At 69.6% G+C, this 26,506-nt stretch carries 13 protein-coding genes and 1 pseudogene; 6 read left to right on the forward strand and 8 right to left on the reverse strand.

From position 1 onward, the window contains the following. Positions 1-31: 31 nt before the first annotated feature. Entirely contained in the window at positions 32-1,048 is a 1,017-nt protein-coding gene (locus SNOUR_RS09425) for a class I SAM-dependent methyltransferase (protein ID WP_067345528.1), read from the forward strand. 71 nt (positions 1,049-1,119) lie between these two features. Here SNOUR_RS09425 and SNOUR_RS09430 read toward each other — a convergent pair whose 3' ends face one another. From SNOUR_RS09430 to SNOUR_RS09445, 5 genes are all read right to left on the reverse strand, one after another. Then, the gene (locus SNOUR_RS09430; protein ID WP_067345530.1) at positions 1,120-2,436 is read right to left on the reverse strand and encodes a flavin monoamine oxidase family protein; all 1,317 of its coding nucleotides are present in this window, start codon (positions 2,434-2,436) and stop codon (positions 1,120-1,122) included. A 72-nt stretch (positions 2,437-2,508) separates the two neighbouring features. Next, the gene (locus tag SNOUR_RS09435; RefSeq protein ID WP_067345532.1) at positions 2,509-3,942 is read right to left on the reverse strand and encodes an aminotransferase class V-fold PLP-dependent enzyme; all 1,434 of its coding nucleotides are present in this window, start codon (positions 3,940-3,942) and stop codon (positions 2,509-2,511) included. A 250-nt stretch (positions 3,943-4,192) separates the two neighbouring features. Then, the gene (locus SNOUR_RS46135; RefSeq protein ID WP_159425838.1) at positions 4,193-4,330 is read right to left on the reverse strand and encodes a hypothetical protein; all 138 of its coding nucleotides are present in this window, start codon (positions 4,328-4,330) and stop codon (positions 4,193-4,195) included. 102 nt (positions 4,331-4,432) lie between these two features. Further along, positions 4,433-4,828 (reverse strand): SRPBCC family protein, encoded by a 396-nt coding sequence (locus SNOUR_RS09440; RefSeq protein ID WP_067345535.1) that lies wholly within the window; start codon positions 4,826-4,828, stop codon positions 4,433-4,435. Positions 4,829-4,833: 5 nt separating this feature from the next. Next, positions 4,834-5,436 carry a CGNR zinc finger domain-containing protein gene (locus tag SNOUR_RS09445; protein WP_067345537.1) on the reverse strand — a complete coding sequence of 201 codons (603 nt, stop codon included), beginning with the start codon at positions 5,434-5,436 and terminating at the stop codon, positions 4,834-4,836. Positions 5,437-5,457: 21 nt separating this feature from the next. On the opposite strand from SNOUR_RS09445, the gene SNOUR_RS09450 reads away from it, so the two are divergent. Then, complete coding sequence (locus SNOUR_RS09450; RefSeq protein ID WP_067345540.1) at positions 5,458-5,910, forward strand: VOC family protein; 453 nt, start codon at positions 5,458-5,460, stop codon at positions 5,908-5,910. Between the two features lie 42 nt (positions 5,911-5,952). Continuing rightward, positions 5,953-6,094, forward strand: a pseudogene (locus SNOUR_RS42770) (IS5/IS1182 family transposase); the annotation flags it as partial. Positions 6,095-6,311: 217 nt separating this feature from the next. On the opposite strand, the gene SNOUR_RS09455 reads toward SNOUR_RS42770, so the two are convergent. Then, complete coding sequence (locus SNOUR_RS09455; RefSeq protein WP_067345543.1) at positions 6,312-7,655, reverse strand: endonuclease domain-containing protein; 1,344 nt, start codon at positions 7,653-7,655, stop codon at positions 6,312-6,314. 601 nt (positions 7,656-8,256) lie between these two features. On the opposite strand from SNOUR_RS09455, the gene SNOUR_RS09460 reads away from it, so the two are divergent. Both SNOUR_RS09460 and secY read left to right on the forward strand, forming a co-directional pair. Next, positions 8,257-8,760 (forward strand): SigE family RNA polymerase sigma factor, encoded by a 504-nt coding sequence (locus SNOUR_RS09460; RefSeq protein ID WP_067357998.1) that lies wholly within the window; start codon positions 8,257-8,259, stop codon positions 8,758-8,760. A gap of 702 nt (positions 8,761-9,462) precedes the next feature. Then, positions 9,463-10,770, forward strand: coding sequence for a preprotein translocase subunit SecY (gene secY / locus SNOUR_RS09465; protein WP_067345545.1), 1,308 nt, complete (start codon positions 9,463-9,465; stop codon positions 10,768-10,770). A gap of 1,933 nt (positions 10,771-12,703) precedes the next feature. Here secY and SNOUR_RS09470 read toward each other — a convergent pair. Both SNOUR_RS09470 and SNOUR_RS09475 read right to left on the reverse strand, forming a co-directional pair. Then, positions 12,704-13,936 (reverse strand): class I SAM-dependent methyltransferase, encoded by a 1,233-nt coding sequence (locus SNOUR_RS09470; protein ID WP_067345548.1) that lies wholly within the window; start codon positions 13,934-13,936, stop codon positions 12,704-12,706. A gap of 131 nt (positions 13,937-14,067) precedes the next feature. After that, positions 14,068-15,339, reverse strand: a complete 1,272-nt coding sequence (locus SNOUR_RS09475) for a cytochrome P450 family protein (RefSeq protein WP_079142438.1) — start codon at positions 15,337-15,339, stop codon at positions 14,068-14,070. 354 nt (positions 15,340-15,693) lie between these two features. Here SNOUR_RS09475 and SNOUR_RS46140 point away from each other — a divergent pair, with 354 nt between their 5' ends. After that, the gene (locus SNOUR_RS46140; RefSeq protein WP_079142440.1) at positions 15,694-26,433 is read left to right on the forward strand and encodes a type I polyketide synthase; all 10,740 of its coding nucleotides are present in this window, start codon (positions 15,694-15,696) and stop codon (positions 26,431-26,433) included. Positions 26,434-26,506: the final 73 nt, after the last annotated feature.

Consider the following 26,506-nt stretch of genomic DNA (forward strand, 5'->3'; position numbering starts at 1 on the left):
TGGAAATCGAAATCAGGAAGGTGCACCCGAGATGACGAGCGACGTCGCACAGCTCTACGAGACCTTTCCCTTCCCTTCTCCGGCGGAGGACGCTCCGGTCATGGAGATGGTCGCCGAGCAACTCCCCTTCGTTCTGCGGGACACCGAGTTGGAGGGCTGGGAGATCCTCGACGCCGGGTGCGGAACCGGCTCCATCCTGATGGCGCTCGCCCGGCGTTACCCCAAGGCCCGGTTCACGGGGGTGGACGCCTGCCGCCGTTCCCTTGAGATCGCACGGCGGTCCGCCGAGCGGTACGGGGTGACCAATGTCGAGTTCGTTCACGGCAGCATGCCGGAATTGGACCTGCAGCGCCGGTTCGACCTGGCGGTGTGCTGTGGGGTGCTGCACCATCTCCCCTCGCCTCGGGCCGGGCTGCAGTGGCTCACCGAGCACCTCACGGACGACGGACTCGTCTATCTGTGGCTGTACGACGCGGTCGGCGAACACGGACGGATGTTGGACCGGGAGCTGGTGCAGCTGCTCACATCGCCCGACAACCACGAGGGCGGGCTCGCCACGATCCGCGACCTCGGACTCGAACTGTCGCTGGCGGACTACGGCTTCCCCGTCGGTTGGACCGGTACCGCGCTCACGACGGCCGAACAGGACGTCGCGGACGCCGACGCCTACCTCAACCCCGTGGTCCTGCCGATGCGCTTCGCCGACATGCCCGAGTTGTTCGCGGGCCTGCCCCTGACCTGGCTGGCCGCGGACCGGGTCTTCCATCCGGGCGGCATCAGCCTCGTCGATCTCGCCGGCACCGAGGCGGAAAGCACCCGCGATGGCGCGGTGTTCGTGCGCCCCGAGGACCTCTTCGACCGACCGGGCCTGCAGGCGCGGGTCCGTGCGTTGGGGAACCTCGACCGGCTGCGGGCGATCGAGTTGCGGCTGCGGCCGACCGGCTTCGAGGTCCTCGCCGGTCGTGGCGCCGGGCTCGACCGCTGTCTCCCCCGCATCGCGGGCAATCTGCTGCCGTACGGCGACGGCCCCGAGCCCGGCGCACGCTGAGCCCGGGAGCCGACCCCACACGAAGACCGCCAGGCCGCCCGCCCGCGACCCGCAGGACGCCGCCGATACGATCAGGCGTGGGTGCGCGGGGTTTTCAGGAGGGTTCGGGTGTGGGCGGCGGCGCGGATGCCGGTGTCGACGGCCCCGTCCATCCACAGCGCGTTGAAGTTGGTGGAGGTGTCGCCTCCGGCGAAGGCGATGCGTCCTTCGGGGGCGCTGATGGCGGGTCCGTGTGTGGTGAGCCAGCCGGGGCGGTAGGCGATCCACGTGCCGCGCGAGTAGGGGTCCTCGTTCCAGTCGTGGCTGTGCACGGCCTTGACACGGGCCTCCGGCGCGTAGGCGGCCAGGGCCTTCTGCGCACCCGACAGGGTGTACAGGTCGGGGGAGGCCACGGGGTCGCCGAAGCCGGTGAGCAGGCTGCCCTGGGCGGTGACCCGTTCGGTGCGGATCCACTGGAATCCGTCCGGGGTGCCCGCGGCGAAGAAGGACGGATCGGGCAAGCCCTCGGCCAGCAGCCAGACCTTGGCGAAGTGCCCGGCGTGGCCCTGGGCGCTGACGGCCTCCTTGGCGGGGTGCAGGGCCGGGTGGAAGTCGATGGTGTGCCAGCAGTTCAACGGAGTGGCGACGACCGCGGTGCGGGCGAGGAACCGCTCGTCGGCGTCGGTGATGACCTCCACGTGGTCGGAGGTCTGGGTGACACGGCGCACGGGAGAGGACAGGTGGACCTCGGCGCCGGCATCGGCGATGAGCGCGTCCAGGAGGGCCTTCGTCCCGTCGCGGAAGCTGTCGAGGACGTCGAGCGCCAGCGTCTGCTGCGCGAACAGGGTGTACCGGGTGGCGATCTCACCGAGAAGGTACAGCGCGGAGATCTCGTCGGCGGGGGCTCCGTAGTGCACCGACGCCTGCTGGCAGAGGGTGGCGAGCGCCGTGGGGGACATGCCGAACGTGGACAGGTACTGACGGATCGACACATCCAGCGGACGGGTGCGGTCGGGGTCGTTGAGGTGGGGGCCGGTGGCCCGGGCGGTTTCGGTCATCCGCCGGATGGCGCCCTCGATTTCGGCGCCGTAGCCGGGGGGCAGGGCCTGCGGGTCGGTGTGGCGGATGCCGTCGATGAACAGGCTGCTGACGGTCGTGCTGGGGCTTTGCACGACGGGGAGTTGATAGCGGGCGGCCTCGGCGTAGATGCGGTGGAAGGTGTCGCGGCGGCCCAGCCACATGCCGCCGAGGTCGACGGGTGTGTCGGTGCCGGGGAAGGTGCTGGTCCAGGTCCGTCCTCCGAGGCGGTCGCGGGCTTCCAGCAGCACCACGGAATGTCCTGCTGTCCCCAGTTCGCGGGCGGCGGTGGCGCCGGAGATGCCGCCGCCGATGATGATCACGTCGTGCATGTGTGCTCCTACAGGGTCGGCCGAGGATTCGGCGATCGATACGAAGAAGCGGCTCGGGTGCCTGGCCGGGCGTCAGGGTGCGTTCCCGGCGCGTACGGCGGCGGTGATCCGGTCCCAGGCACGTCGCACATGCCGCTGCTCGGTGCCCGGTGCGCCGATGGCCATGCGCAGCAGCACCCGGCCGCCGGCCTTGGCGTGGGTGAGGTACAACTCGCCGGAGTCGTTGAGCCGTTGCATGATCCGCAGGGTGGCCGCGTCCGCCTCGGTGTCGGGCAGTTGAGGCCATAGCGGGTGGAAGCAGACCAGGCCCAGCGGGTGGTGGGGGTGCACGTGGAATGCCGCATCGGCCGCGATCCACCCGGCCAGCTCCTGCGCCAGGCCGACACCGTTGCGGATGTGTGCCCGCAGCCCCTGCGCCCCGTACCAGCGGATCACCGACCACAGCTTGAGGGCGCGAAAACGGCGGCCGAGCGGGATCTGCCAGTCGCGGTAGTCGATGACCTCGCCCGAGGCGGTGGCCTGGTTGCGCAGGTACTCGGGGAGGACCGAGAGCGCACCCACCAGCGGTGCGCGGTCGGCCACCCACAGCGCGGTGCAGTCGAAGTTGGTGAGCATCCACTTGTGCGGGTTGGTGACGTAGGAGTCGGCATACTGCGCCAGTCCGTCGTTGAGCCAGCGCAGTTCCGGGCACACCGCCGCCACGCCCGCATAGGCCGCGTCCACGTGCAGCCAGGCACCGTTGCGGCGGCACACCTCGCCGATCTCGGGCACCGGGTCGATCGCGGTGGTCGAGGTCGTGCCGACCGTCGCACACACCAGCAGCGGCACGGCACCGGCCGCGCGGTCCTGGGCGATCGTCGTCTCCAGGCAGGCCGGGTCCATCGCCAGGGTCTGTGGATCGACGTCCACCACCCGCACGGCAGCCGCGCCGAGCCCACAGATCCGCGCAGCCTTCTCCAGCGAGGAGTGGGTCTGTGAGCTGGTGTAGAGCGTGTACCGCGCGCTGACGCCGTCCTGCCCGGGCTTCCCCCCACCCGCTCGGTGCAGCGCGGCGACGACCGCCACCAACGAAGCACTGGACGCCGAGTCCTGGATGACACCGTTGCCCCGGAACGCCTCCGGCAGGCCCAGCAGCTGCGCCAGCCAGTCGACCACGCGGGTCTCCAGCTCGGTGCAGGCCGGACTGGTCGCCCACAGCATGCCCTGAACACCCAGCCCGGACGAGAGCAGGTCGCCCAGGATCGCCGGGCCGCTGGCGTTGGCCGGGAAATACGCGAAGAACGAGGGATGCTGCCAGTGCGTGATGCCAGGCATCAGCACCCGGTCCAGATCCGCCAACACCCCCTCGAAACCCTCGCCCGTCTCCGGTGGACTCGGCGGCAGCGCGCCCAGTACCTCACCCGGCTCTACCTGGGACCGCACCGGGTACGACTCGATCTTCTCCTGGTAGGCGGCGATCCAGTCGACCACCTGCCGGCCGTGACGCCGGAACTCATCCGGCGTCATGTGCCCACGCACGACACTGCCTCCCGATGCCGTACCCCGAATGGCCCAGGGCGCTTCTGACGGATCTCCGTGGAAGAAGGAGCGGCGCCTGGTGCGTGCGATCGCAAGACGCCGGGATGTCTTCATAGCAGAGCTATGGAGACATTTCGGCAACGCCGCGAGCGGGCGTGCCAGGCGATGAGCTCGACACCTGCCCGGTCGAGAAATTCTCCATCCAGAAAATGATCTAATCGGATGACGGCATCTCCACCTACCAGGTCAGGTTCTTCACCGCGCAATCCGTCGATGAAACGGCCAGCGAAGTCCGTTCCTGCTTGGCCGGCGCTTGAATCGAAAACCCTTCGGGTAAGGCCAGGACGCCGACGGAGGCCAGCGTCGCGACGGGCACGCTGGCGGAGGTCCACTGCCGGAACGATCCCGCCGGCCGCGTTTCGCGGGAGTCTGCGCGTCGGGGCGCCATGGGGACTGGTGAGCGTGGGTGATGGGCGAGCTACTGCTCGTCGAGAGCGGTGGCGACCTTGCCCATGACCTGTTGCCAATGGGCTCGTTGCTGTTCGCGCTCGTCGGCGTTGGACAGGTGTTCCTGGTGGAAGCGGAGCATGGTTCCGGCCCCGTCGACGGTAGGGCGGAGAGCGACCTGGACGGTGGTGGTGTCGTGGGTGACGCGGATCCGGTCGCCCGGCCGGTAACCGCGCACTTCGCCCGCCACGCCTGCGGCCGTCCGGTAGGGGGTGCCACGCTCGGGGGTGAGGGTGGCACCGGGGCCGAGCCAGAGCGCGAGTCCTTCGGGACCGCTGATGAAGTCCCAGACGGCGGAGGGCGGGTGGGGCAGGGTGCGGGAGACGCCGATCTGCCAGCCGGCGTCCTCGGTGAGTCCGGTGGGCATGGTGGTCATCCTTTCTCGAACCGGCGGGTACGCAGGGCGCGGACTTTGTGGCGGTTGCCGCAGTGCTCCATGGAGCACCAGCGGCGGCGGCCGGGGCGCGAGATGTCGACGTAGATGAGGTGGCAGTCCTCGGCCGCGCACGTCCGGATGCGGGGGGCGAGGGGGCCGGTGAGGAGGTCCACGGCGTCGCGCGCGACGGTGGCGAGCAGTTGGGTGCCGCTGCCGGTGCCGGCCCAGTGCCGCTTTCCGTCCGCGCCGATGACGGGAGCCAGCGGTGTATGCGCCGCCGCATCGTTGATCACGTCCAGATCGCCGGGCGTGGGCGGCTCGTGGTGGGTGAGGGCGGCGGCTGCCCGGAACAGGGCGTTGCGTAGTCGACGCGCGTCGGCCACCTCGCTTTCCGTGATCCGCAGGTCGGGGGTCGGGGTGAGACGTGACTGCTCGGCCCAGGCGGTCAGGTCGGCGGGCTGGTGCAGTACCTCGTACCGGCTGAGGGGGCCGGGGCCTCCGGTGGGGAGCAGTTCCAGGCACAGGGCGCCGGGGTCGAACCGGTAGGCGGCACCGGTGTGGGAGCGCAGTACGAGCCCTCGGTTTGCGACAGCGTCCATGTAACCAATATAACCAGTTACATGGCTTTGAACTGGAAACTGGTCATCGACAGCGCGAACGCACCCGCCCTGGCGGACTTCTGGGCCGCGGCCCTGGAGTACGAGGTGGAAGACCCCGGCGCGCTCATCGAGCAGCTGCTGGCCGCCGGCCACCTCGGCGAGGAAGCAGTCGCCGAGCACCGCGGCCGCAAGATCTTCCGCGGCTACGCAGCCGTCAGACACCCCGAGGACCCGTTCGACCCCATAAGCGGCATCGGCCGCGGGCGGCGCCTGCTCTTCCAGGACGTCCCCGAAGGCAAGACCGGCAAGAACCGCCTGCACCTGGACGTCCACAGCGAGTCCGGCGACCTCGACACCCTGGTGACACGGCTGGAGGCCCTGGGCGCGACTCGCATCCGCGAGGTGAACAAGGGGCCAGCCGGACACTGGTGGACCATGCAGGACCCGGAAGGCAACGAGTTCTGCGTCGCGTGAGGACCGCGGACCGAGCTGTTCCAGCGGGTGGCGCCAACCGCCGCCCGGGTCTGGGCGAAACTGCACCGCCTCGTCCTCGACGAGCTGGGTACACGCAGCGACCTTGACTGGTCGCGCTGCGCGATCGACTCGGTGAACAGGCGGGCTCTCAAAGGGGAAACCGACGGGTCCGCATCCTGTCGACCACTGTTGGTCACGCGGTTTGTCACGCCACAGCCAGACAACAGGAGAACCCCAGACGAACTGGGCTCTCTGCTGGTGTCCGAGGGGTGAGTTGAACCATACGCACATGCCCGTGATGACGGGAGAGCTGCGGCTGGCGTAACCCTGACCGTGTCGAGAGCCAGAGAGCCAGCAGCTACGAGGGACGACGGTGGGGTGTCAGGTCTCCCGGCGCCCGCTCAGAACAGTTCCAGGTCCTCGCCGCTGGTGTCCGGGATGACTGGCCGGAACTGGGCAGGGAGGCCGTCCAGGCGGTCAGGACCTGCCGCTGCGGCCACGGCAGGGGCCGTCTCGGCCAGCCAGGTACGGAACCGCTCGGCGGCTTCGCGGTAGGGGACTTGCGCCAGGACACGGTGCTCGCCGGAGGGGCAGAAGTCGACGGCGACCGTGAGCAGGCAGGAACGGGGAGCGTTCTGACTGCCTGTCCAGGACACGCGCAGGACACCGCAGGGCTTGCGTCCACCGGGGGCGCGGTGGGTCGGGCGCAGCGCTCGGCAGGCTATGTGGGCGGTCCATGCGGCGAGGTGCGGCAGGGGCAGGGTGGTGCGTGCCCGGCAGCCGGGGCAGCGGTGCCAGTGGCGAAGCCAGTCGTCGGTGTCGGTGTGGAAGAGGCGTGTGTAGCGGTTCGCCACGCGGATGTCGTTGCTGTACAGGTGGTCGGGGCGTTCCTGTGTGTTGCAGGACTGGCACACGGGGGCGCGAACGTAGCCGTGTTCGTGGCAGTGGTCGAGCACAGTGGCGGGCGCGGTGCGGCAGACGGCGCACGCCCACCCGGCCACCTTGCGGGAGGTACCGGGCTTCCTGCTGAGCACCGAGTACAGCTGGCCGTCCAGCTCTGCGTTGTACGGGCGCAGCGAGGCGGTGGGGTCCGCGGGTCTCGTCGTCTGCCGACCGCCGGCGTCTTTGGCCTGCCGGTGGTGGGAGGGTGGCCCGGCGACGGCTGCGGTTGCCCGGCTGGTCCGCGCGGCTTGCACCCACTGCGTTTCGGCGTGCTCGGCCGCGTCCAGCAGCCTGACCACAGCGCGCGGCAGCCACCACGTGCGCCGCGTCCCGTCGCGAGTCTGCTCCACGAGGATCTGTCGCCAGTCGATCCCCGCCAGATGGTAGGGCCGGCCGACTTCACGCCGTACTGCCACCTCGGGGCCGCCCAGTTCCTCCAGTTCCCCCGTGATGCGCCGGCGCCAACGCAGCGGCGTTTCCTCGTCGCACGCCTGCCTCGATGCCCCACGAAACGGACCGATGCGGACCAGGTCCTGCCGATCCATCCCCACCGCGTTCAGTTCCGCGGCCGCCCGGCGCACCCGGGCCTCCGGAACACTCCACTGGCCGCCGCTCGCCCGTGCCGTCGCCACCACATGGCCGCCGAGCAGGACGTACCCCACCCGGGCACAGGCAGGAGAGCACGTGAATGCCCCAGAAGCCGTCGGCACCGCGCTGTCGACCGTCAGATCGACCCACAGAGCGTCCGCGGCAACCAGGGTGATCAGGCCGTCCGTGCGACCGGGCATGACACGCTCTGACATACCGACAGGCTAGCGGCCTGCAAGGCGGCAACGGGTGCCAAGCGCCTCGGTCCAGCCGGGCCACCGCCCGCAACTACTCCTTGTTCCTGAGAAGTTGGTTCGTCACCGCCAGGCTCATGAGGCAGCCGGTCTCGGAACGGCTCGACGCCCTGCCCAACCGTGGCTGGGGGCCGGGTGGGACCATCCCCGCAGATGCGGGGCAGTTGCATCTCCCGGATCAGTACCGCCGAGCGGTCGTGTTCCGTCTCGGCACGGCGGCGCGCAGGTGGTCCACGATCGACCGGGGCAGCGAGCGTGTCCGGCTGCTCAACACGGTCAGCGGGATATTCGGATTCTCTGCGTTCCACGCTGTGCGTACCTCGGTGGCAGTCTTCGCGTCCTGGTCGTCGGGGTGTACGGGCCCGCAGGCATGCGGACTGACTCGTCCACCACCCGGGAACCTCCCCTCCGATCTGCCGCCGCCGACCCAGGCACGTCGCGCCGTGGGCACGGCCGGGACGGCATGCGTGATCCATGTCACTTGTCGGGGGTGCATAGCAGGGCAGGGGCCAGTGCCTTTATTGAGAGTGCAGGGGCGTGTTGAGGTGAGGGGGTGACGCTGATGGGGCAGTTGCGGGCCGATGAGTTCGACCGGTTCGTGGCGGCTCGGTGGTCGGCGTTGCTTCACCTGGCGCGGCTGTTCACCGGTGGAGACCGGCACCGGGCCGAGGATCTGCTGCAGGAAGCGCTCGTCAAACTGTGGTTTGCCTGGCCAAAGGTGGCCAGGGAGGCGCCCGAGGCGTACGTGCGCAGGGTCCTGGCCCGTGCTGCGGCTCGCTCGGCACGGCGTCGCTGGTGGGGCGAGCACCCTGTGGACCAGCTGCCCGACCCGCCCGAGGTGGCAGACGAGACCGCTGCCGTGGACGAACAGACCCGGTTGGAGGCCGTGTTGGCGTTGCTGCCGGCGCGGCAGCGGGCTGCGGTGGTGCTGCGCTACTACCAGGACCTGCCCGAGCGGGATGTCGCGGAGGCGCTGGGCTGTCCGGTGGGTACCGCCCGTTCTCTGACGACCCGCGGCGTTGCACGGTTGCGTCAGCTTCTGGCTGAGACAGAGCCGGTGGAGTGAAGAGGGAGCTATGGACCACTTCGAGCAGGAGCTGGCGCGGATGATGCGCGACAGCCAGGAGGACACGCTCTATGAGGACCGGCACCGAGACCGACTGCACGCCGGCGTTCGCGCACGCCGGCGGGCTCGAGCGGCCTGGACGGCCACCGGATCCGTACTGACCGTTGCGGGGCTCGGAGTCGGACTGATGGTGCTGCCAAGCTCGTTCGCTCAGGACGGCCCCACCGGCCCTCAGCGCCGCCCCGGCACCCCCGCGGAGTCGGTCCCGATGCCGTCGACGCCCCGCCCCGTGCCCGGTGCCACGAAGGCGCCGATGCCGACCTGCACGTCAACCACCCGGCCGGTGCCGATGCCGTATCACCCCTCGCCACCCGAGCCTTCGATGCCCACCCGCACATCCCCCCTCAAGCCGGTTCCGATGCCGAGCTGCGCCTCAACTGCCGGTCCGGTTCCGACGCGGACACAAACCGCGACCGCCAGGTAGCGCCCTGGCCGCATTCAAGCGGTCCCGACGGGTGTGTACGGAAGCCCAGTGTCCGTACACCCGGGTGAGAGGGAGAAGGCGACTTCGTCTGCGCGCGCACCGCACCCTGGGCAACCAAGTCGGCCACGGGGTCCGCCCAGTACAGCCGCTACGTATTCGTCGATCCTCAAGACCGTCGCCTCCCGGCCCTGAAAGTGGCGGGAGGCGCAGGAGGCACCGTGCTCACCGCGTTCGCCCGAGCGTTCAAGACGCCCGACCTGCGCAAGAAGCTGCTGTTCACATTGGGCATCATCGTGCTCTACCGGATCGGAGTGCACATCCCGGTCCCAGGGGTGAACTACGCGAACGTCGAGTTCTGCCTGGCTCGGACCCACGCCAACAGCGGGTTGTTCGGCCTGGTGAACATGTTCAGCGGTGGTGCGCTGCTGCAGATCACGATCTTCGCGCTGGGGATCATGCCGTACATCACGGCGAGCATCATCCTCCAGCTGCTGACCGTGGTGATCCCGCGACTGGAGGCCCTCAAGAAGGAGGGGCAGTCCGGGCAGGCGAAGATCACCCAGTACACCCGCTATCTGACCGTGGCGCTCGCCGTCCTTGAGGGCACCGCCCTGGTAACCGCCGCACGCGCCGGTTCGCTCTTCCAGGGCTGCACGCGCCTGATCGTGCCCGACGGCTCGGTCCTCACCACCATCACGATGGTGATCACGATGACTGCCGGCACCTGCCTGACCATGTGGCTCGGTGAGTTGGTCACCGAACGCGGCATCGGCAACGGCATGTCGATCCTGATGTTCATCTCGATCGCCGCCCGCTTCCCGAGCGCACTGTGGCAGGTCAAGCTGCAGGGCAAGCTCGCCGACGGCTGGATCGAGTTCTTCGCGGTGATCCTGGTGACCCTGGCGATGGTCGCCCTGGTGGTCTTCGTCGAGCAGGCACAGCGGCGCATCCCGGTGCAGTACGCGAAGCGCATGATCGGGCGCCGTTCCTACGGCGGTACGTCCACCTACATCCCGCTCAAGGTGAACCAGGCAGGTGTGATTCCCGTCATCTTCGCGTCGTCGCTACTCTCCATCCCGGCGCTCATCGCACAGTTCAGCGGATCGAAGGCGGCATGGGCGACCTGGATCGCCACCAACTTCACCAAGGGAGACCGTCCCGTTTACCTCGCCGCGTACGTCTTGTTGATCGTGTTCTTCGCCTTCTTCTACGTGTCCATCAGCTTCAACCCCGAAGAAGTCGCCGACAACATGAAAAAGCACGGTGGCTTCATCCCGGGCATCCGGGCTGGTCGCCCGACGGCCGAGTACCTCAGCTACGTGCTCAACCGGATCACGTGGCCGGGCTCGCTGTACCTGGGACTGATCGCACTCGTACCAACAATGGAGTTGGTGCTGTTCAACGCGAACCAGAACTTCCCGTTCGGCGGGACGAGCATCCTCATCATCGTGAGTGTGGGCCTGGAGACCGTGAAGCAGATCGAGAGCCAGCTCCAGCAGCGCAACTACGAAGGGTTCCTCCGCTGATGCGCATCGCCCTCGTCGGTCCCCCGGGGGGCCGACGAGGGTACCCAGGCCGCGCACCTCGTCAACAACCTCGCGATCTCAGAGGTTCGTCCCCGCCCTGAAGAAGGTGCGCATCCGCCTGCCCGTCGGCCGTCCCCGCGCCCGGCCCGCTGCCGTGGCCGGAGCACTCCACATCCCGCCGACAGCGAGGTCCGAGTTGAACCATACGCACATGCCGGTGCTGCGGAACGAACTGCAACTGCCGTAGCTGTCGGTCCGCGCTCTGGGCAGGGCGCGATACAGATGGGAACGGGTATGGCGTGCGGCGCTCTGGATCCACGGTCACTGTGGAGGGAACGTAAGACCTCTCGTAGCCACTGAATGGGGTCCATGTCCTGGGCGGTAGCCGCAATCAAGGGCTGGACGCGCCGCGCCCGTGGTGACCAACGGAGATTCGCTCGCCGTGCCCCTGTCGGCAGGGCTGCCGACGACGCGCGGCGGCTGATATGGCGATCGCGCTTCTTTAGACCGTGTCCTATGTGGTGAGGTGGATCAGTCTTGCGTTCTGACCGCTTCGGCGCGCCCTGCCGTTCCCATCACGCTGAAGATCCTCACCCGTGAATACCGCCACACGCGACGCCTGAGTCCCTCCTGTTTCTGACATTGATGCGGGTGAACCAGGCCAGCAGGGCGAAACGCACTAACAAATCGTCCGGTAGGTCCCCGCTCCAGGGCAGCTCTGCCACAGCAACATGCCGAAGCCGGCGACACTGGGGAATTCCCGGATCACGAGTCGTCCCTCACCGCGAGCGGATCTCCCTCTTCCCATGTTCCCGCGCCCCCGCCCAGAACTCGAACCGATCGCTCGCAATTGCAGTTCGCCCCGCATCAGCGGAATGTGTGTAAGGTTCAAGTCCCCCCTCGGACACACCTGCCGCACAAGGTGCTCGCTTCGCGGGCATGCACAACTGGCACCCGCCTCGGGCTTCGGCCCGGGAGCGGGTGTTTGTTGCTTCAGCCCTCTCCCCCTCTTTCCCCTTGGGGCTGTAGAGGTTGATCACAGTCAACCGATAGTGGTCTTGAGGGAGTAAGGGCCGACGCGGACTTCTGGCCCACGTTCGGTACACCGCTGTGCAAAGGCGGCGGTCCGAGCGATCCGCGCTACAGCGATGGATATCTCAAGGCCGCGGCGTTGGAGCGGCTCGCCGTCATATCCGGGCGTCCGGCCGCCCACGTGCAGTTTGTGCTGCCGAACCTACACCCCCACAGGCTGCTCCCGGCGGAGGGCGGGCTGGTGTGGGACTGGCCCTGGGATACGGCCGGCTGCTTTCTGGTGCGGGTATGCGAGCTGTGCGCCCGCGCCAAGGGCACCAGCCTGAACGCGTACCTGGCCAGTGATGCGACCTGGCAGGTCTGTGCCCGGCACGGCTGCTGGCTGGACAACCGCCGCGAGCCGGGGACCGCCGCCATTCCCCTGGCCGCAGTGCCCAAGGTCGTCAGCGCTCACCGGCAGCGGCTGTTGCTGGAGAGGCGTCTGGGCGCAGGGGGCCGTGCGATGTTCGCCGATGCCTACGCCATTCCTCGTGCTGGTGGAACATCCCCGCCCTCAACCCGCCGATATGGCCGGCCCGCAGACGCACACTGGGACGTGCCTGGCACGACGAACTGCGTGCGGCGCCGTTGGTGTTCTATCCCGAGGCAGTCCGTCTCGCGCAGACGCTCGCTGCGCGAGAGCGGCAGCGTCTGCGCCATACCCTGACCCGGGGCGAGGACCGGGCCTGGAGACCCACACGTCATCCCCGATAGCACCCCGAGGAGACCGATAGGACTCGGACGCGCGCCCGACATACTTCGAGATCATTCAGGCCAGCTCTGTGGGGATGGGCGGACCTTTCCAAAGGTCCGCCCACGGAGATTCGGCTTGCAATCCGAGTATTTCTCCGGACCGGCTCCCTCACATGATTTTCAACTCCGGTAGCGGGAAGACCAGTTGTCCACCGCTCTTCAGAAAATTCTGTTCCCGCTCGACGAAGCCGTCCCGGTAGATCCAGGGCAACACAAGGAGCTGGTCCGGTCGCTGGGCCTTGGCCTCATCTTCGGAGACGATTGGGATGCCAGTACCAGGGGTGAAACAGCCGGACTTCTCCGGACTGACTTCCCCGATACAGGGCAGTTCTTCTTCGCTGAGGCCGCAGTACTGGAGGATGACATTGCCTTTGGTGGAAGCGCCGTACCCGAGGGTGAGCTTTCCTGCCGCACGCGACTCGGCGAGGAATTCGACCAGGACGTCCCGCTGCTGCTCTGCGTGCTTGGCGAATCTCTCGTAGGGGGCCATCGTGTCCAGAGCGGCCCTGGCCTCCAGGGCGCGGATCCGGGCCAGGCCGGCCTCGTCCTTTGAGTACCGAGTCGAGTTCTTCGCGAGGATGACGCAGAGGCTGCCGCCGTAGACGTCGGTGAGCTCGGCCTTGAGTACGGTCAAGCCGACCCGCTCCGCCATCCACTCGATCTGCCGGAGCGCGTAGTACTCGAGGTGCTCGTGGCACACGACGTCGTACGCTTTCGCGTCCAACATGGACAGCAGATAGCTCTGCTCCAGCAGCCAGACCCCGTCCTCGGCCAGGACGTCGTGGACATCCTGCATGAACTGCATCGGCCGGGGCAGGTCGTAGAACATCGCAATCGACGTGACCACCTTCGCGCGCCGCGAGCCGAATCGGCTCACGAATGCGTCGCGCGAGAAGAATTCGGTGATCAGCTCCGATGCCGGCGGGTACTCATGGCGGAACTTTTCGGCGGACGGGTCGATCCCGACTCGTTGGGGTCCGTCCGCGGCGTAGCCGCTCAGCAGCGTGCCGTCGTTGCTGCCAATGTCCAACACCAGGTCCTGCGGGCCGAGTTCGACGAGCTTCTCCAGCTCGGCGACCTTCCCGTGCAGGTGGTTGACCATGAATGGCCGAATGCCGGAACGGTACCCGTAGCCCTGCCCGTACATCAGGTCGAAGTCCGCCGTGTGGCGCAGCTGCACGAGACCGCATCCGGCTGGCGAGCATTTGACGAGTTCGAGTCGAGCCTGCGGGACGACCTCGTCACGGCTTCGCGGGAACACCCCGGTGAGTGCCTGCTCGCCCAAGTCGAGCAACGGCTGGAGCTCACGGTTACCGCAGATTCGGCATTCGGTGATCATCATGTGACTCAGGAATTCCTCAAAGGGGTGGGGTGCTGAGCAGGTAGCCGCAGGCAGAATCAGGGCCATGCGGAAGCCACGGTGCGTGGGGTGGTAGTGGTCGCTATCACCTGGTAACCGAAAGGCTGTTGTGACTACTGCGCGTGCGATCCGGTCGGGGTGTCTGTGGTGCACGCGGGGCCATGGGTCCGCACCGGCAGCTCGTCCAGCCCGCGCAGGAAGGCCCGCCGCCATCGGAGCTCGCTCTCCGGCACAGCCATGCTGAGTTCGGGGAAGCGTCGGAGCAGCCCGTCAAGGGCGATCTCCCCCTCGAGGCGGGCAAGCGCGGCGCCCAGACAGAAGTGCACGCCGCTACCGAAGGTGAGATGACCGCTGTCGCCTCGCGCCACATCGAACGTATCGGCCTGCGGGAACCGCTCCGGATCACGGTTGGCCGCTGACAGGTTGATGAGTATGAGGCTGCCCGCCGGGACCACGGTGCCGCCGAACGACACCTCCTCGGCGACGTACCGGGTGGTGATCTCGACCGGTGCGAAATAGCGCAGCATCTCGTCCACGGCGCCGGCCATGTAGTCCGGCTTACCGCGCAGGAAGTCTGCCTGCTCTGGGTGCGTGAGCATCAGATAGGCGCCCGTGCCGATGAGGTTGACAGTTGTTTCGACGCCTGCGACGAGCAGCAGGAAGACCATCGACACCAACTCGGCATCATCCAGCCGGTCTTCGTTGTCACGCATCTGCACGAGCGCAGAGAGGAGGTCGTTCCCGGGGTGGTGGAATCGTTCGTGGATGAGCTCAAGCACGAAGTTCATGAGGCCGCGGTAGGAGTCCGGCTTGAGCTCCTGCACTTCGGGATCGTTGCTGACGACGATCGCCGTCCAGTCCCGGAAGCGGTCGTGGTCTTCCTTGGGGATACCGAGCAGCTCGCAGATCACAGCCACCGGCAACCGGTAGGCGAATTCCGCCATCAGGTCGACGGGCTGACTGCTTCCCTTCTCCTCCAGGCCGCACAGCAGATCGTCGACGATCTCCTTTATCCGGGGCCGCAGTTCGGCGATCCGGCGCGGAGTGAAGCCTCTCGAAACCAGCTTGCGGAGCCTTGTGTGGTCCGGCGGGTCGAGGCGCAGCATATTGCGGTAGAAGTAGTCTTCCATGCCGTCCGGCACACCGGCCGTAACAGCAAAGGATAAATCAGCAAACTTCGTGGGATCGTTGCTGAATCGGCCGTCACGCAGGACGAACTGCACGTCCTCGTAACGATTGACCATCCAGAGTTCGCGACCGTCATAGAAGCGGACTTTGGCAAGTGGGCGTTCTCGGAGCAAGTGGCGATACGTCTCGTATTGGCCGACGTGAAACAGGTCATCCTGTACGTCGAGGACCTCTGGTAACTGACGAGCTGCCATCATCCAAATCCCCCTGTGAATGAGACTCCTTGCGGAGTCCTTTACACGGCCGGCGCTCCAGGTCACAGGGCTGCCGACTGGAGGGACGCTAGCAGGCTAGTCGCATCTGGGCAACGGACTTGTGGTTCTCTGAGGGCGGCAGCAGCCCTCCCTGTGCTGGATTGCATACCGCTGTTACAGTTGCCCGGTCACCAGTGGGTATCGGGGGTCTGCTGAGGTGTTTTAAGGGATCCGTGCAGACCCCGGACCCTTGTGTAGAGCGGGAACTGCGTCTCTTCAGCGCCAAGGAAGCGTAGTGCGCGGCCGTTTGCCGCTTGAGACGATTCATGCCAATTTGAAAGTGAGCGGTGCCTCCTCATGTTCCATTCTCTTTCGCATCGTGCCGAGAGCTCCGTGGTGCCATGGGTGATATCGGCCTCATCCGACTCGGAACTGTCGGCGCATGCGTCGTCCGTTCTGCAAGCCCTCGACAGCAACAAAGATGACGCGACCGTCGAGGGCGTCGGAGCCGCGCTGGCCGCGGCTGACACCACGGGTCCGTACCGCGCAGTGGTGTGCGGCGCTTCCCTGGCAGAATTACGGAATGGCCTGTCCGCCGTGGCGGCCGGCCGGCCGCACCCGGGCGTCGTCCGAGGGAGCGCGGCGGGGCCCGCGTCGGTGGCCTTCGTCTACCCCGGGCAGGGCGCGCAGTGGCCGGGGATGACGCTGGACCTCATTGCGGAGTCGCCAGTGTACCGGGCCGCGATGTCGGAGTGCGGGGAGGCGTTTGCCCGGATCGGCGGAGTTGACCTGGAGGCTCTGCTACGGGAGCCGGAGGGGTCGCCGTTGCTTCGGCAGCCGGATCTGGTGCAGCCAGCCTTGTTCGCCATCGAGGCCTCGCTGTCGAGGCTTTGGGCGTCGTTCGGCGTGGTACCCGATGCGATGGTCGGTCACAGCATGGGGGACGTGGCGGCGGCGTACACCGGCGGCGGCGTTGAGCTGGCCGACGCGGCACGGGTTATCGCCGAGTGGAGCGGCGCGATGATGCCGCTCGTCGGCCGCGGAGACATGGCCTCTGTGGCCATGTCCGCGGAGGAGGTCGAGCGGCGCCGGCGGGTGTGGGCGGACGACGTGGTGGTGGCCGGGATCATCAGCCCCCGCTCAGTACTGCTGGCCGGTGCCCCGGAGAGCATTGCGCGCCGGGTGGCCGAGCTGTCCGCAGAGGGGATCGCGGCACGGATCATCGAGGTCGGCATGGCCGCGCACGGCCCGCAGGCGCAGGATGTCTACGCCCCCACTGAGGCTGTCCTCGGCTGGTTCGCCCCCGGATCGGGCACTGTGCCCTTCTATTCCGGCCTGACCGGCGACCGGCTCGACACCCGTGAAATGACCGGCCGTTACTGGGCGGACAACTTCCGCAACACCATACGGTTCGATGCGGCGGTCAGGTCCTGCCTGGCCCAGGGCATTGACGTATGCGTCGAGGTGAGCCCGCATCCGGTGCTGATCGGCGGTGTCGAGCAGACGGTGGAGGCGACCGGGGCGGCCGTGACGACGCTGCACACGATGCGCCGGCGGCACGGCGGTCTGCGCCGGTTCCTGGAGGCGCTGGCTCAGGCGTACACGGCCGGCGTCCCGGTCGACTGGACAGCGGCCTTCACGTCCGCGTCCACCGGCCGTTTCCCGCTTCCTGAGCTTGCCGGTCGTGTTCTCACGCAGCCCGCGCTGGCCCCGATGCCCGCCGTGGCTGTGTCGACGCCCGGCGCGACCGCCGACGGGCGTCGGAGTCAGCTCGAACGGCTGGTGGTCGCCGAGGCCACAGCCGTACTGGGGTCGGCCGGCCGGGTGGACCCGGCCGCGTCGTTCCTGGAGGCCGGGTTCGACTCCGCGCTGGCGGTGGAGCTGGTCAACCGGCTGCGGGTGGCCTTGGACCGGCACATTTCCGTGGTGACCATATTCGACCACCCCACCCCGCGCGAGCTCGCAGCGGCGCTGGCCGACCCTCAAGGCACCGTCCCGGCCGCCGCATTGCCCACAGCTGGGACCACGCTGTCGGCACAGGATGATCCGGTCGTCGTCGTCGGCGTGGCGTGCCGGCTGCCGGGCGCGGTGGGCAGCCCGGAGCAGTTGTGGGCGCTGCTTGCCGAGGGTGGCGACGCGATCGGCCCTCTGCCTGACGACCGTGGTTGGGACGTGGCCGCTCTGACCCATCCAGACGGCACCCGGCCCGGCACCAGCCAGCAGACCGCTGGGGGGTTTCTCGCCGACGCAACCTCGTTTGACCCGGAGTTTTTCCGGATGTCGCCCCGCGAGGCGCTGGCCACTGATCCGCAGCAGCGGCTCCTCCTCGAAGTCGCCTGGGAGGCTCTGGAACGGGCGCACATCCCGCCGACCACACTACGGGGCACGCGTACCGGTGTGTTCGCCGGCGTGATCGGCCAGGAGTACGGCCCCCGGCTGGCCGAGGGTACTGACGAGGTCGGCGGATACCTGTTCACCGGCACCACTCCCAGCGTCGCGTCCGGCCGCCTCGCTTACACGCTCGGCCTGGAGGGCCCCGCGCTGAGCGTGGACACGGCCTGCTCGTCCTCCCTCGTGGCGATCCTGCTGGCGTGCCGGTCGCTCGCCATGGGAGAAACGGACTTGGCGCTCGCCGGTGGCGTCACGGTGATGCCGGGACCCGGCATGCTCGTCGATTTCAGCAAGCAGGGTGTGCTGGCCGCGGATGGGCGGTGCAAGGCGTTCTCGGCGGACGCGGACGGTTTCGGCATGGCCGAGGGCGCCGGCATGCTGGTACTGGAGAAGCTGTCCGATGCCCGCCGACGCGGGCATCCGGTGCTCGCCGTGCTGCGTGGCGGCGCAATGAACTCCGACGGCGCGAGCAACGGGCTGTCCGCGCCGAACGGCCGCGCGCAGCGCGAGGTGATCGAGCGGGCGCTCGCCGACAGCGCGCTGCGGCCGTCCGACGTGGACGTGGTCGAGGCGCATGGCACGGGCACCCGGCTCGGCGACCCCATCGAGGCCCAGGCGCTCGCCGAGTCCTACGGCTCGGGCCGGGCTGGCGCGCCACCGCTGTGGCTCGGCTCGGTCAAGTCCAACCTCGGACACACCCAAGCCGCCGCGGGTGTCACCGGCGTCATCAAGATGATCCTCGCGCTGCGTAACGAGATGCTGCCGTCCAGCCTGCACGTGCGGGAACCCTCTCGCGAGGTGGCCTGGGCGGACAGCGGTCTGCGGGTGCTGACCGAGTCCGTGCCGTGGCCGAAGTCAGGCACGCCGCGCCGGGCCGGTGTCTCCTCTTTCGGGATCAGCGGTACGAACGCGCACCTCATCGTCGAGGAGGCGCCCGGGGACTCGCCCCAGGACGCAGGCGTGCCGTCCGGCGCGGATGTCCCGGCGCAGGGCGCGGCGGAGCGGTCGGCCGGGGAACCCGACGGCGTGCCGCTGGTGGTGACCGGAGCCGGTCACGACGGGCTGCGCCGGCAAGCCGCGCGCCTCGCCGCTCATCTGCGCGACCACCCGGAGCTGCGGCTCGCCGACCTCGGCCATTCCTTGGCGGTCACCCGAGCGGCGCTCGGCCACCGGATCGCTCTCGCCCCCCGGGACCGTGCGGACGCCCTGCGGCTCCTGGATGACCTAGCCGCCGGCACTCCGACAGAGCCGGTGTACGACGTCGGGCGCGGCGGCCGGTCCGCGGTGTTCGTCTTCCCCGGGCAGGGCTGGCAGTGGGCCGGTATGGGCGTCGAACTGCTGCAGTCCTCCCCCGTGTTCGCCCGCGCCATGGCTGACTGCGATCGCGCACTGGCTGCGCACACGGGCTTCTCGGTGATCGACGAGCTGCGCGAGCAGCACGCGCGGGGCGACCAGGCACCGGACGACCGGGTGGAGCGGGTCCAGCCGGCGCTGTTCGCCATGATGGTGTCGCTCGCCGCGCTGTGGCAGGCCCACGGCGTGCGGCCCTCGGCCGTGGTCGGGCACTCGCAGGGTGAGATCGCGGCAGCCTGCGTGGCCGGCGCGCTGTCCCTGGACGAGGCCGCTCGCCTGGTCGCGGTGCGCAGCGGGCTGCTGGCCGGGCTGCGCGGCCGGTGCGGCATGGGAGCGGTGGCCTTGGGCGCCGAAGCGGTGGAGGCCATGCTGGCCGACCGCCCGTACGGTTTGGTGGTCGCCGCGGTGAACGGTCCGCGTTCGGTGGTGGTGGCCGGCCCGGGCGACGAGCTCGACGGCTTCCTTGCGGAGTGCGACGCGCTCGGCATCCGGGTCAACCGGCTGCCGGTGGACTATGCGTCACACTCGCCGCAGATCGAAGAGATCCGCCCGGCACTGCAGCAGGGCCTGGGACGGGTCGAGGCCCGGTCGGCATCGGTGCCGTTCTACTCAACGGTGCGCGGCGAGTGGACCGATGGCGCCAGCCTGGATGAAGAGTATTGGTATGCCAATCTCCGCGAGCCCGTGGCGTTCGAGCCATCGATCCGCTCGCTGGCCGCCGCGGGGCATCCGGTGTTCCTGGAGATCAGCGCGCACCCGGTGCTGTGCGCCGCGGTCGAGGAGAGCGCCGGTACTGATCCGGGTGGCACGGTCGCGGTGGGTTCGCTGCGTCGCGGGCTGGGCCAAGTGAGCGACTTCTACGCGTCGCTGGCCCGGTTGCACGCGGCCGGGGTGGATGTGGAATGGGGTGAGCTCTACAGCCGGTTTGCGGGTCAGGTCGTCGAGCTGCCCACCTACGCCTTTCAGCGCCGGCGCGTCTGGCTGGAGCCAGCCGCGCCGGCAGCCGGTCGGCCCGACCCGGTGGACGCCCTGCAATACCACATCGAATGGCGTGCCCAGCGGCTGTCGGACACCCCACCGGCGCCGGGCACTTGGCTCGTGGTGCGCGGACTGGAGGACCACCCGGTGACCGCGGCAGCGCGTGACGCCGTGACCGAGGCCGGCGGTCACGTGGTGGAACTGGTGCTGTCCCCGGCGGAGTGCCGCCGAGACGCCCTCGCCGCGTGGCTGAGGGCCGAGCACTCCCGATTCGACGGCGTGCTCTCCGCGTTGGCGGTGGACGACACCCCGGCTGACCCCGCGTCACCGATGTCGCTGCCCTCACTGGGCGCCAACCTGGCTCTGTTGCAGGCACTGCTCGACCTCGGCGCCAGCGCCCCGCTGTGGTGCCTGACCACCAGTGCGGTCGCCACCACACCCGCCGAAACCGTGCCAGAGCCGGCGGCGAGCGGGCTGTGGGGCCTTGGACGGGTCGCCGCTCTGGAACACCCCGAGCTCTGGGGCGGTCTGATCGACGTGCCGGCCAACGGAGTTGCTGACGTGCGTCGGCACCTCGCCGCCGTGCTCAGCGGCGGGGAGGTTCCCGAAGACGAGGTGGCCCTGCGCGGCGGCCGGGTACTGGCCCGCCGGTGGGTTCGGTCGGCCCGGCAGGCGCCGACCAACGTTCCGGAGTGGACGCCGACCGGCACGGTACTGGTCACCGGCGGGACCGGTGGCATCGGACAGCAGGTGGTCCGCTGGCTGGCTGGAATCGGCGCAGCGCACATCCTCGTGGTGAGCCGACGAGGCCGCACCGCTGACGGGGTCGAGGAGCTGGTGGCCGAGGTGGAGGCGCTGGGATCGGCGATCACCGTCGCGTCCTGCGACGTCTCCGACCGCGACCAACTTGCGGGGTTGATCGGCTCGATCGACCCTCAGCATCCGCTTACCGCCGTGTTCCATACTGCGGCCGGCCTGGACGACGCACTGATCGAGCACCTCGGCCCGGAGCAGGTCGAGCGTGCCGCCCGGTCCAAGGTGCTGGGCGCAAAGCACCTGCACGAGCTGACCGCGGAGCTGGACCTGTCCGCGTTCGTGCTGTTCTCGTCGTTCGCCTCGGCGTTCGGTGCACCTGGCTTGGGGAGCTACGCGCCCGGCAATGCCTACCTCGACGCGCTGGCTCGGCGGCGACGCGCCGAGGGGCTCGTCGCCACCTCGGTCGCGTGGGGCACGTGGGCCGGTTCGGGCATGGCCGAGGGGCCGGTCGGAGAGCGTTTCCGGCGGCACGGCGTGATCGAGATGTCCCACGAGCACGCGCTGCGCGCTCTGCGGAACGTGATCGATGGGCCGGAGACCTGCCCAGTGGTCATCGACATCGCGTGGGACCGGTTCCTGGAGGCGTTCACCGCCCAGCGGCGCACCCGTCTGTTCGACGACCTGCCGGAGGCTCAGCAGCGGCTCGATGCCGGTGCTGCCACAGCGTCGCCGATGGCCGGCCTGCCGCCGGAGCAGCGCGCCCGCGCCTGCACGGACCTCGTGCGGAGGCACGCGGCCGAGGTGCTCGGCTACCCCGACCCGGAACAGATGCCCACGGGGCGGGCGTTCCGAGACGCGGGCTTCGATTCGCTTGCGTCGGTGGAGCTGCGCAACCGCCTGAGCGCGGCCACCGGACTGCACCTTCCGCCTACCGTCGTCTTCGACCATCCCGACGTGGCTGCACTCGCCCGGCACCTGTCCGCGCTGCTTGGCGTCGACGCCGGCCTGCCCGAAGTGCGGGTGCAGCCGCAGGCCCCGGCCGACGAGCCCATCGCGATTGTCGGCATGGCCTGCAGGTTCCCGGGCGGGATCGAAACCCCGGACCAGTTGTGGGAGTTTGTCCTGGGTGACGGCGACACCACCGGCGAGGTGCCCGAGGACCGCGGCTGGAACATTGCCGGGCTCCTCGCCGCCGGGGCCTCCACCGACCGCCCCCGGGGCTCGTTCCTGGACGACGCAGCCGGGTTCGACGCCGCGTTCTTCGGGGTGTCCCCGCGCGAGGCGCTGGCCATGGACCCGCAGCAACGCCTCGTACTGGAGGCCACCTGGGAGGCGCTGGAAGGGGCCGGTATCCGGCCCGGCAGCCTGCGTGGCAGCGACACCGGCGTGTTCCTCGGCATGTCTCACCAGGGATACGGCGCCGGTGGCAGCACCGAGGAAACGGACGAGGCCGGTGTGGCGGGTTACCTGGTCACCGGCACCACGGCCAGCGTGGCCTCCGGCCGGATCGCCTACGTGCTGGGTCTGGAGGGCCCGGCGCTGACGGTGGACACCGCTTGCTCGTCCTCGCTGGTGACACTGCACCTGGCCTGCGGGGCGCTGCGGGCGGGTGACTGCTCGCTGGCCGTGGCGGGCGGGGTCAGCGTGATGGCCAGCCCGGACGTGTTCACCGAGTTCTCCCGGCAGGGTGCGCTGGCCCAGGACGGACGCTGCAAGCCGTACGCGGCGGACGCCGACGGCTTCGGGCTGTCCGAGGGCGTCGCGCTGCTGGTGGTGGAGCGGCTCTCCGAGGCACGCCGCCGGGGTCACCGGGTGCTGGCCGTGGTGGCTGGGTCGGCGGTGAACTCCGACGGCGCGAGCAACGGTCTGACCGCGCCGAACGGGCGCGCGCAGGAACGGGTGATCCGGCAGGCCTGGGACCGGGCCGGGGTATCCGGCGAGCAGGTCGACGTGGTCGAGGGCCACGGCACCGGTACCCGGCTGGGCGACCCGGTGGAGGTCTCCGCTCTGGTCGCCACCTACGGGCGGGCGCACGGCGAGGCGTCGCCTGTGCTGCTCGGCTCGGTGAAGTCGAACATCGGCCACGCTCAGGCCGCCGCTGGGGCTGCCGGCCTGATCAAGATGGTGCTCGCGCTGCGGCACGGGATGGTGCCCGGGATGCGGTGCCCCGGTGGTGTCTCGGAGTTGGTGGACTGGCAGTCGTCGGGCATCGAGGTGGTCACTGGGCCGCGCCCGTGGACGGGCGGGTCATCGGACGGGGTTCGCCGCGCCGGGGTCTCCGCGTTCGGTGTGTCCGGAACCAACGCGCATGTGATCATCGCCGAGGCGCCGGCCGATGCGGAGCCTGCGGAGCCGGCCGGGAACGGGGTGTTCGGGCTCGCGGAGGCTCGGCCCCTGGTGCTGTCCGCGCGGACGCCCGCCGCGTTGCGCGAGGCGGCCAGTGACCTGGCCGGCCACCTCACCGCGCACTCCGACACGCCACTGCCCGACGTGAGCTGGACGCTCGCCATGCGCGAGCCGTTGGAATACCGCGCGGCTCTTGTCGTGGCCACGGCCGACGAGGCCGTAGCCGCGCTGCGGGACGTCGCCTCGGGCGAGCCGGGTGAGCGCGCCGTGACCGTGCAGGCACGCGAGCGGGACCGGGTGGTGTTCGTGTTTCCCGGGCAGGGCTCGCAGTGGCGGGGCATGGCACTGGAGTTGCTGGACCAGGTGCCCGCGTTCGCCGAGGCGATGGCCGAGTGCGACGCGGCGGTTTCGGCGGTGGCCGGGTTCTCGGTCCTGGCGGTACTGCGTGGCGAGGTGGACACACCACCGTGGGACCGGGTCGACGTGATCCAGCCGGTGCTGTTTGCGGTGATGGTGTCCCTGGCGCGGACGTGGCAGGCCTGCGGAGTCACACCTGCCGCGGTGATCGGACATTCGCAGGGCGAGATCGCAGCAGCATGCGTGGCCGGGGCTCTGTCCCTGGCGGACGCGGCGCGCGTGGTGGTGCTGCGCAGCCGTACGCTGCGGGCGCTGGCCGGCCTCGGCACCATGCTGCACATCGCCCTGTCCCGGGACGCCGTGATCCGGCTGCTCTCCGATGGTGACCCCATTGAGCTGGAGGTCGCCGCGGTCAACGGGCCGGCGTCCGTAGTGGTCGCGGGTGACCTCGTCAACGTCGCCCGTGCCGAGGCCCGTTGCGCCGAGCGCGGCGTGAACGCCCGCCGGATACCCGTGGACTACGCCTCGCACACCGCGCAGATCGAGCAGGTGCGCGAGGAGTACGCGGAGACGGTGGGCACCGTGACTGCCGGCCCGTGCCGTATCCCGCTGTTCTCCACCACCCGCAAGGCGTTCGTGGAAGGTCCCGACCTCGACGCCGAGTACTGGTACGCCAACTTGCGTGGCACCGTCGAGTTCGACACGGCCGTCCGGTCCCTGCTGGCCGACGGCCACGACACCTTCATCGAGGTGAGTCCGCACCCGGTGCTTGCGGCGAGCGTGCAGGACATCGCTGTCGACACGGGCGCCGAAGGCGTCGTCGTACTCGACACACTGCGCCGCGACGACGGCGCACCGAGCCGGTTCCTTGGCTCGCTCGCCCAGGCCCACGCCCAGGGCATGGCCGTGGACTGGGCGGCGATATGCGGCACCGGCCGGCATGTCAGCCTGCCCGGTTACCCCTTTCAACGGCAGCAGTTCTGGCTGCGGCCCACCGCCGGGCGGGCCCGTGACGAGATCGCGGACTGGTTCTACGACGTGACGTGGACCCGGTTCGGCGAGTCGGCCAGGCCCGCGCTGCGGGGCGAGTGGCTGGTGGTGGTGCCATCCCAGCCTGCTGACGCGGAACGTATCGAGCGCTGGCTGGAGCCACTGTGCGCCGAGCTGACCGCCTGCGGCGCGACACCCCGCAAGGTCAGCTCGGTGGACGCCGTCGGCGAGCGGCCACCGGCCGGGGTGCTCTCACTGCTCGGGCTGGACAGCGCGGACGGTGCCACGTCAACCCTCGCCATGCTGCGTTCCCTGGCCGCGTCGGGCTCCGACGTCCCCCTGTGGGTGCTCACCACAGGAGCGGTCAGCACCGGCCCCGCCGACCCGGTGCGCCGTCCGTCCTCGGCGCAGCTGTGGGGCCTGGGCATGGCCGCCGCGCTGGAGCGGGGCACCGCGTACACCGGCGTGGCCGACCTGCCGGAGTCCCCCGACGCTGCGGTATGCGCCCGCCTGGTGGCTGCGCTTGCCGGCACGGAAGACCAGATCGCGGTCCGCGCGGACGGCTTGTGGGGCCGGCGACTGCGCCGTCGCCATCGCCCGGCCGCGCCCCGCGGCGGCAGTGTCGTACCGGGCGGGACGATCCTGGTCACCGGCGGCGTCGGCGGGCTCGGCGCGGAAATCGCCCGGTGGTTGGCCCGCCACGGTGCTGAGCACATCGCCCTTGCCAGTCGTCGGGGCGCGGCGGCAGACGGCGTGTCAGAGCTCGTCGCAGATCTGGAACGGCTCGGAGCACGGGTGTCCGTGCATGCCTGCAACGTCACCAGCCGCGATGCGGTGCAAAAGCTGGTCGACGAGGTGAGCGGGACGGGAGAGGCCATCCGGGGCGTGGTGCATGCGGCCGGCCTGCCGCAGCGGACGCCGGTGGCCGAGATGTCCGACGCTGCGTACGAGACCGTGGTGGCACCGAAGATGCTGGGCGCGTGGCATCTCCACGAGTGCTGCCCCGACGCCGAGCTGTTCTTGCTGTTCTCCTCCGGGGCCGGTGTGTGGGGCAGCGGCGAGCAGGGCGGCTACGCCGCGGGCAACGCCGTCCTGGACGCCTTCGCCCACTACCGCCGGTCCCTGGGCCTGCCGGCCACCTCGGTGGCATGGGGCCTGTGGCGCGCCGGGGGTATGACCGCCGACGTCGATGCGGTGGACCGGCTCATCGAGCGGGGAATGTCCCCCATGCCGCAGGAGCACGCGCTGGACGCGCTGGAACGGGTTCTCACACACGGCGACCCCACCGCGGTGGTCGCCGACATCACCTGGCCGGCCTTCGTCGAAGGGTTCGCCGCGGCCCGGGAACGGCCACTGTTGGCCGACATCGCGGAGGCCCGTGTCACCGCCCCCGCGACACCGGCGGCCGAGGAGGCTGGGTGGGCGGACCGGCTCGCCGGGCTGCCTCCGGCACAGCGGCGTACCGAGCTGGTGCGTCTGGTGGCGTCCCACGTCGCAGCCGTCCTCGGGCACGAGGACCCCGGTACGGTCCCGGTGTCCACGGCGTTCAGCATGCTCGGTTTCGACTCGTTGGCCGCCGTCCGGATGCGCAACCGGCTGGCCGAGGCCACCGGCCTGCGACTATCGGCCACCTTGGTCTTCGACCAGCCCAACGTAACCGCGCTGGCCTCATATCTCGACGGCGAGCTCACCCCGCCCGCGGCTGGGGGCGATGTCGACACCGCGGTACGGGTGATCGAGTCGGCGCTCGGCAACCTTTCCGGCCCAGCGCGTGCCGAGCTCGTCGACCGGGTCGGGCAACTGGTGTCCGCGGTGGCCGCAGCGGACACCGGACGTGCGGTGGAACCGGCGAGTGACGAGGCGCTCGCCGACGCCAATGTGGAAGAGCTGCTCGACGCCCTCGACCGCGAGCTCAACGACCGCTGAGCGCCGCCGCGCTTGTGCTGCGCGGGACAGCCCAGTGCGGCCCGCCCTGGCGTTCGACGTCGAACGCCAGGGC

It is taken from the genome of Streptomyces noursei ATCC 11455, from assembly GCF_001704275.1.
Lineage (GTDB): Bacteria > Actinomycetota > Actinomycetes > Streptomycetales > Streptomycetaceae > Streptomyces > Streptomyces noursei.

What these genes read in the sequence shown, in the direction of transcription:
- SNOUR_RS09425 (WP_067345528.1), top strand. Translation starts at nt 32, where the DNA reads ATGACGAGCGACGTCGCACAGCTCTACGAGACCTTTCCCTTCCCTTCT.
- SNOUR_RS09430 (WP_067345530.1), bottom strand. Translation starts at nt 2,436, where the DNA reads ATGCACGACGTGATCATCATCGGCGGCGGCATCTCCGGCGCCACCGCC.
- SNOUR_RS09435 (WP_067345532.1), bottom strand. Translation starts at nt 3,942, where the DNA reads ATGACGCCGGATGAGTTCCGGCGTCACGGCCGGCAGGTGGTCGACTGG.
- SNOUR_RS09440 (WP_067345535.1), bottom strand. Translation starts at nt 4,828, where the DNA reads ATGCCCACCGGACTCACCGAGGACGCCGGCTGGCAGATCGGCGTCTCC.
- SNOUR_RS09445 (WP_067345537.1), bottom strand. Translation starts at nt 5,436, where the DNA reads ATGGACGCTGTCGCAAACCGAGGGCTCGTACTGCGCTCCCACACCGGT.
- SNOUR_RS09450 (WP_067345540.1), top strand. Translation starts at nt 5,458, where the DNA reads ATGGCTTTGAACTGGAAACTGGTCATCGACAGCGCGAACGCACCCGCC.
- SNOUR_RS09455 (WP_067345543.1), bottom strand. Translation starts at nt 7,655, where the DNA reads ATGTCAGAGCGTGTCATGCCCGGTCGCACGGACGGCCTGATCACCCTG.
- SNOUR_RS09460 (WP_067357998.1), top strand. Translation starts at nt 8,257, where the DNA reads ATGGGGCAGTTGCGGGCCGATGAGTTCGACCGGTTCGTGGCGGCTCGG.
- SNOUR_RS09470 (WP_067345548.1), bottom strand. Translation starts at nt 13,936, where the DNA reads ATGATGATCACCGAATGCCGAATCTGCGGTAACCGTGAGCTCCAGCCG.
- SNOUR_RS09475 (WP_079142438.1), bottom strand. Translation starts at nt 15,339, where the DNA reads ATGATGGCAGCTCGTCAGTTACCAGAGGTCCTCGACGTACAGGATGAC.
- SNOUR_RS46140 (WP_079142440.1), top strand. Translation starts at nt 15,694, where the DNA reads ATGTTCCATTCTCTTTCGCATCGTGCCGAGAGCTCCGTGGTGCCATGG.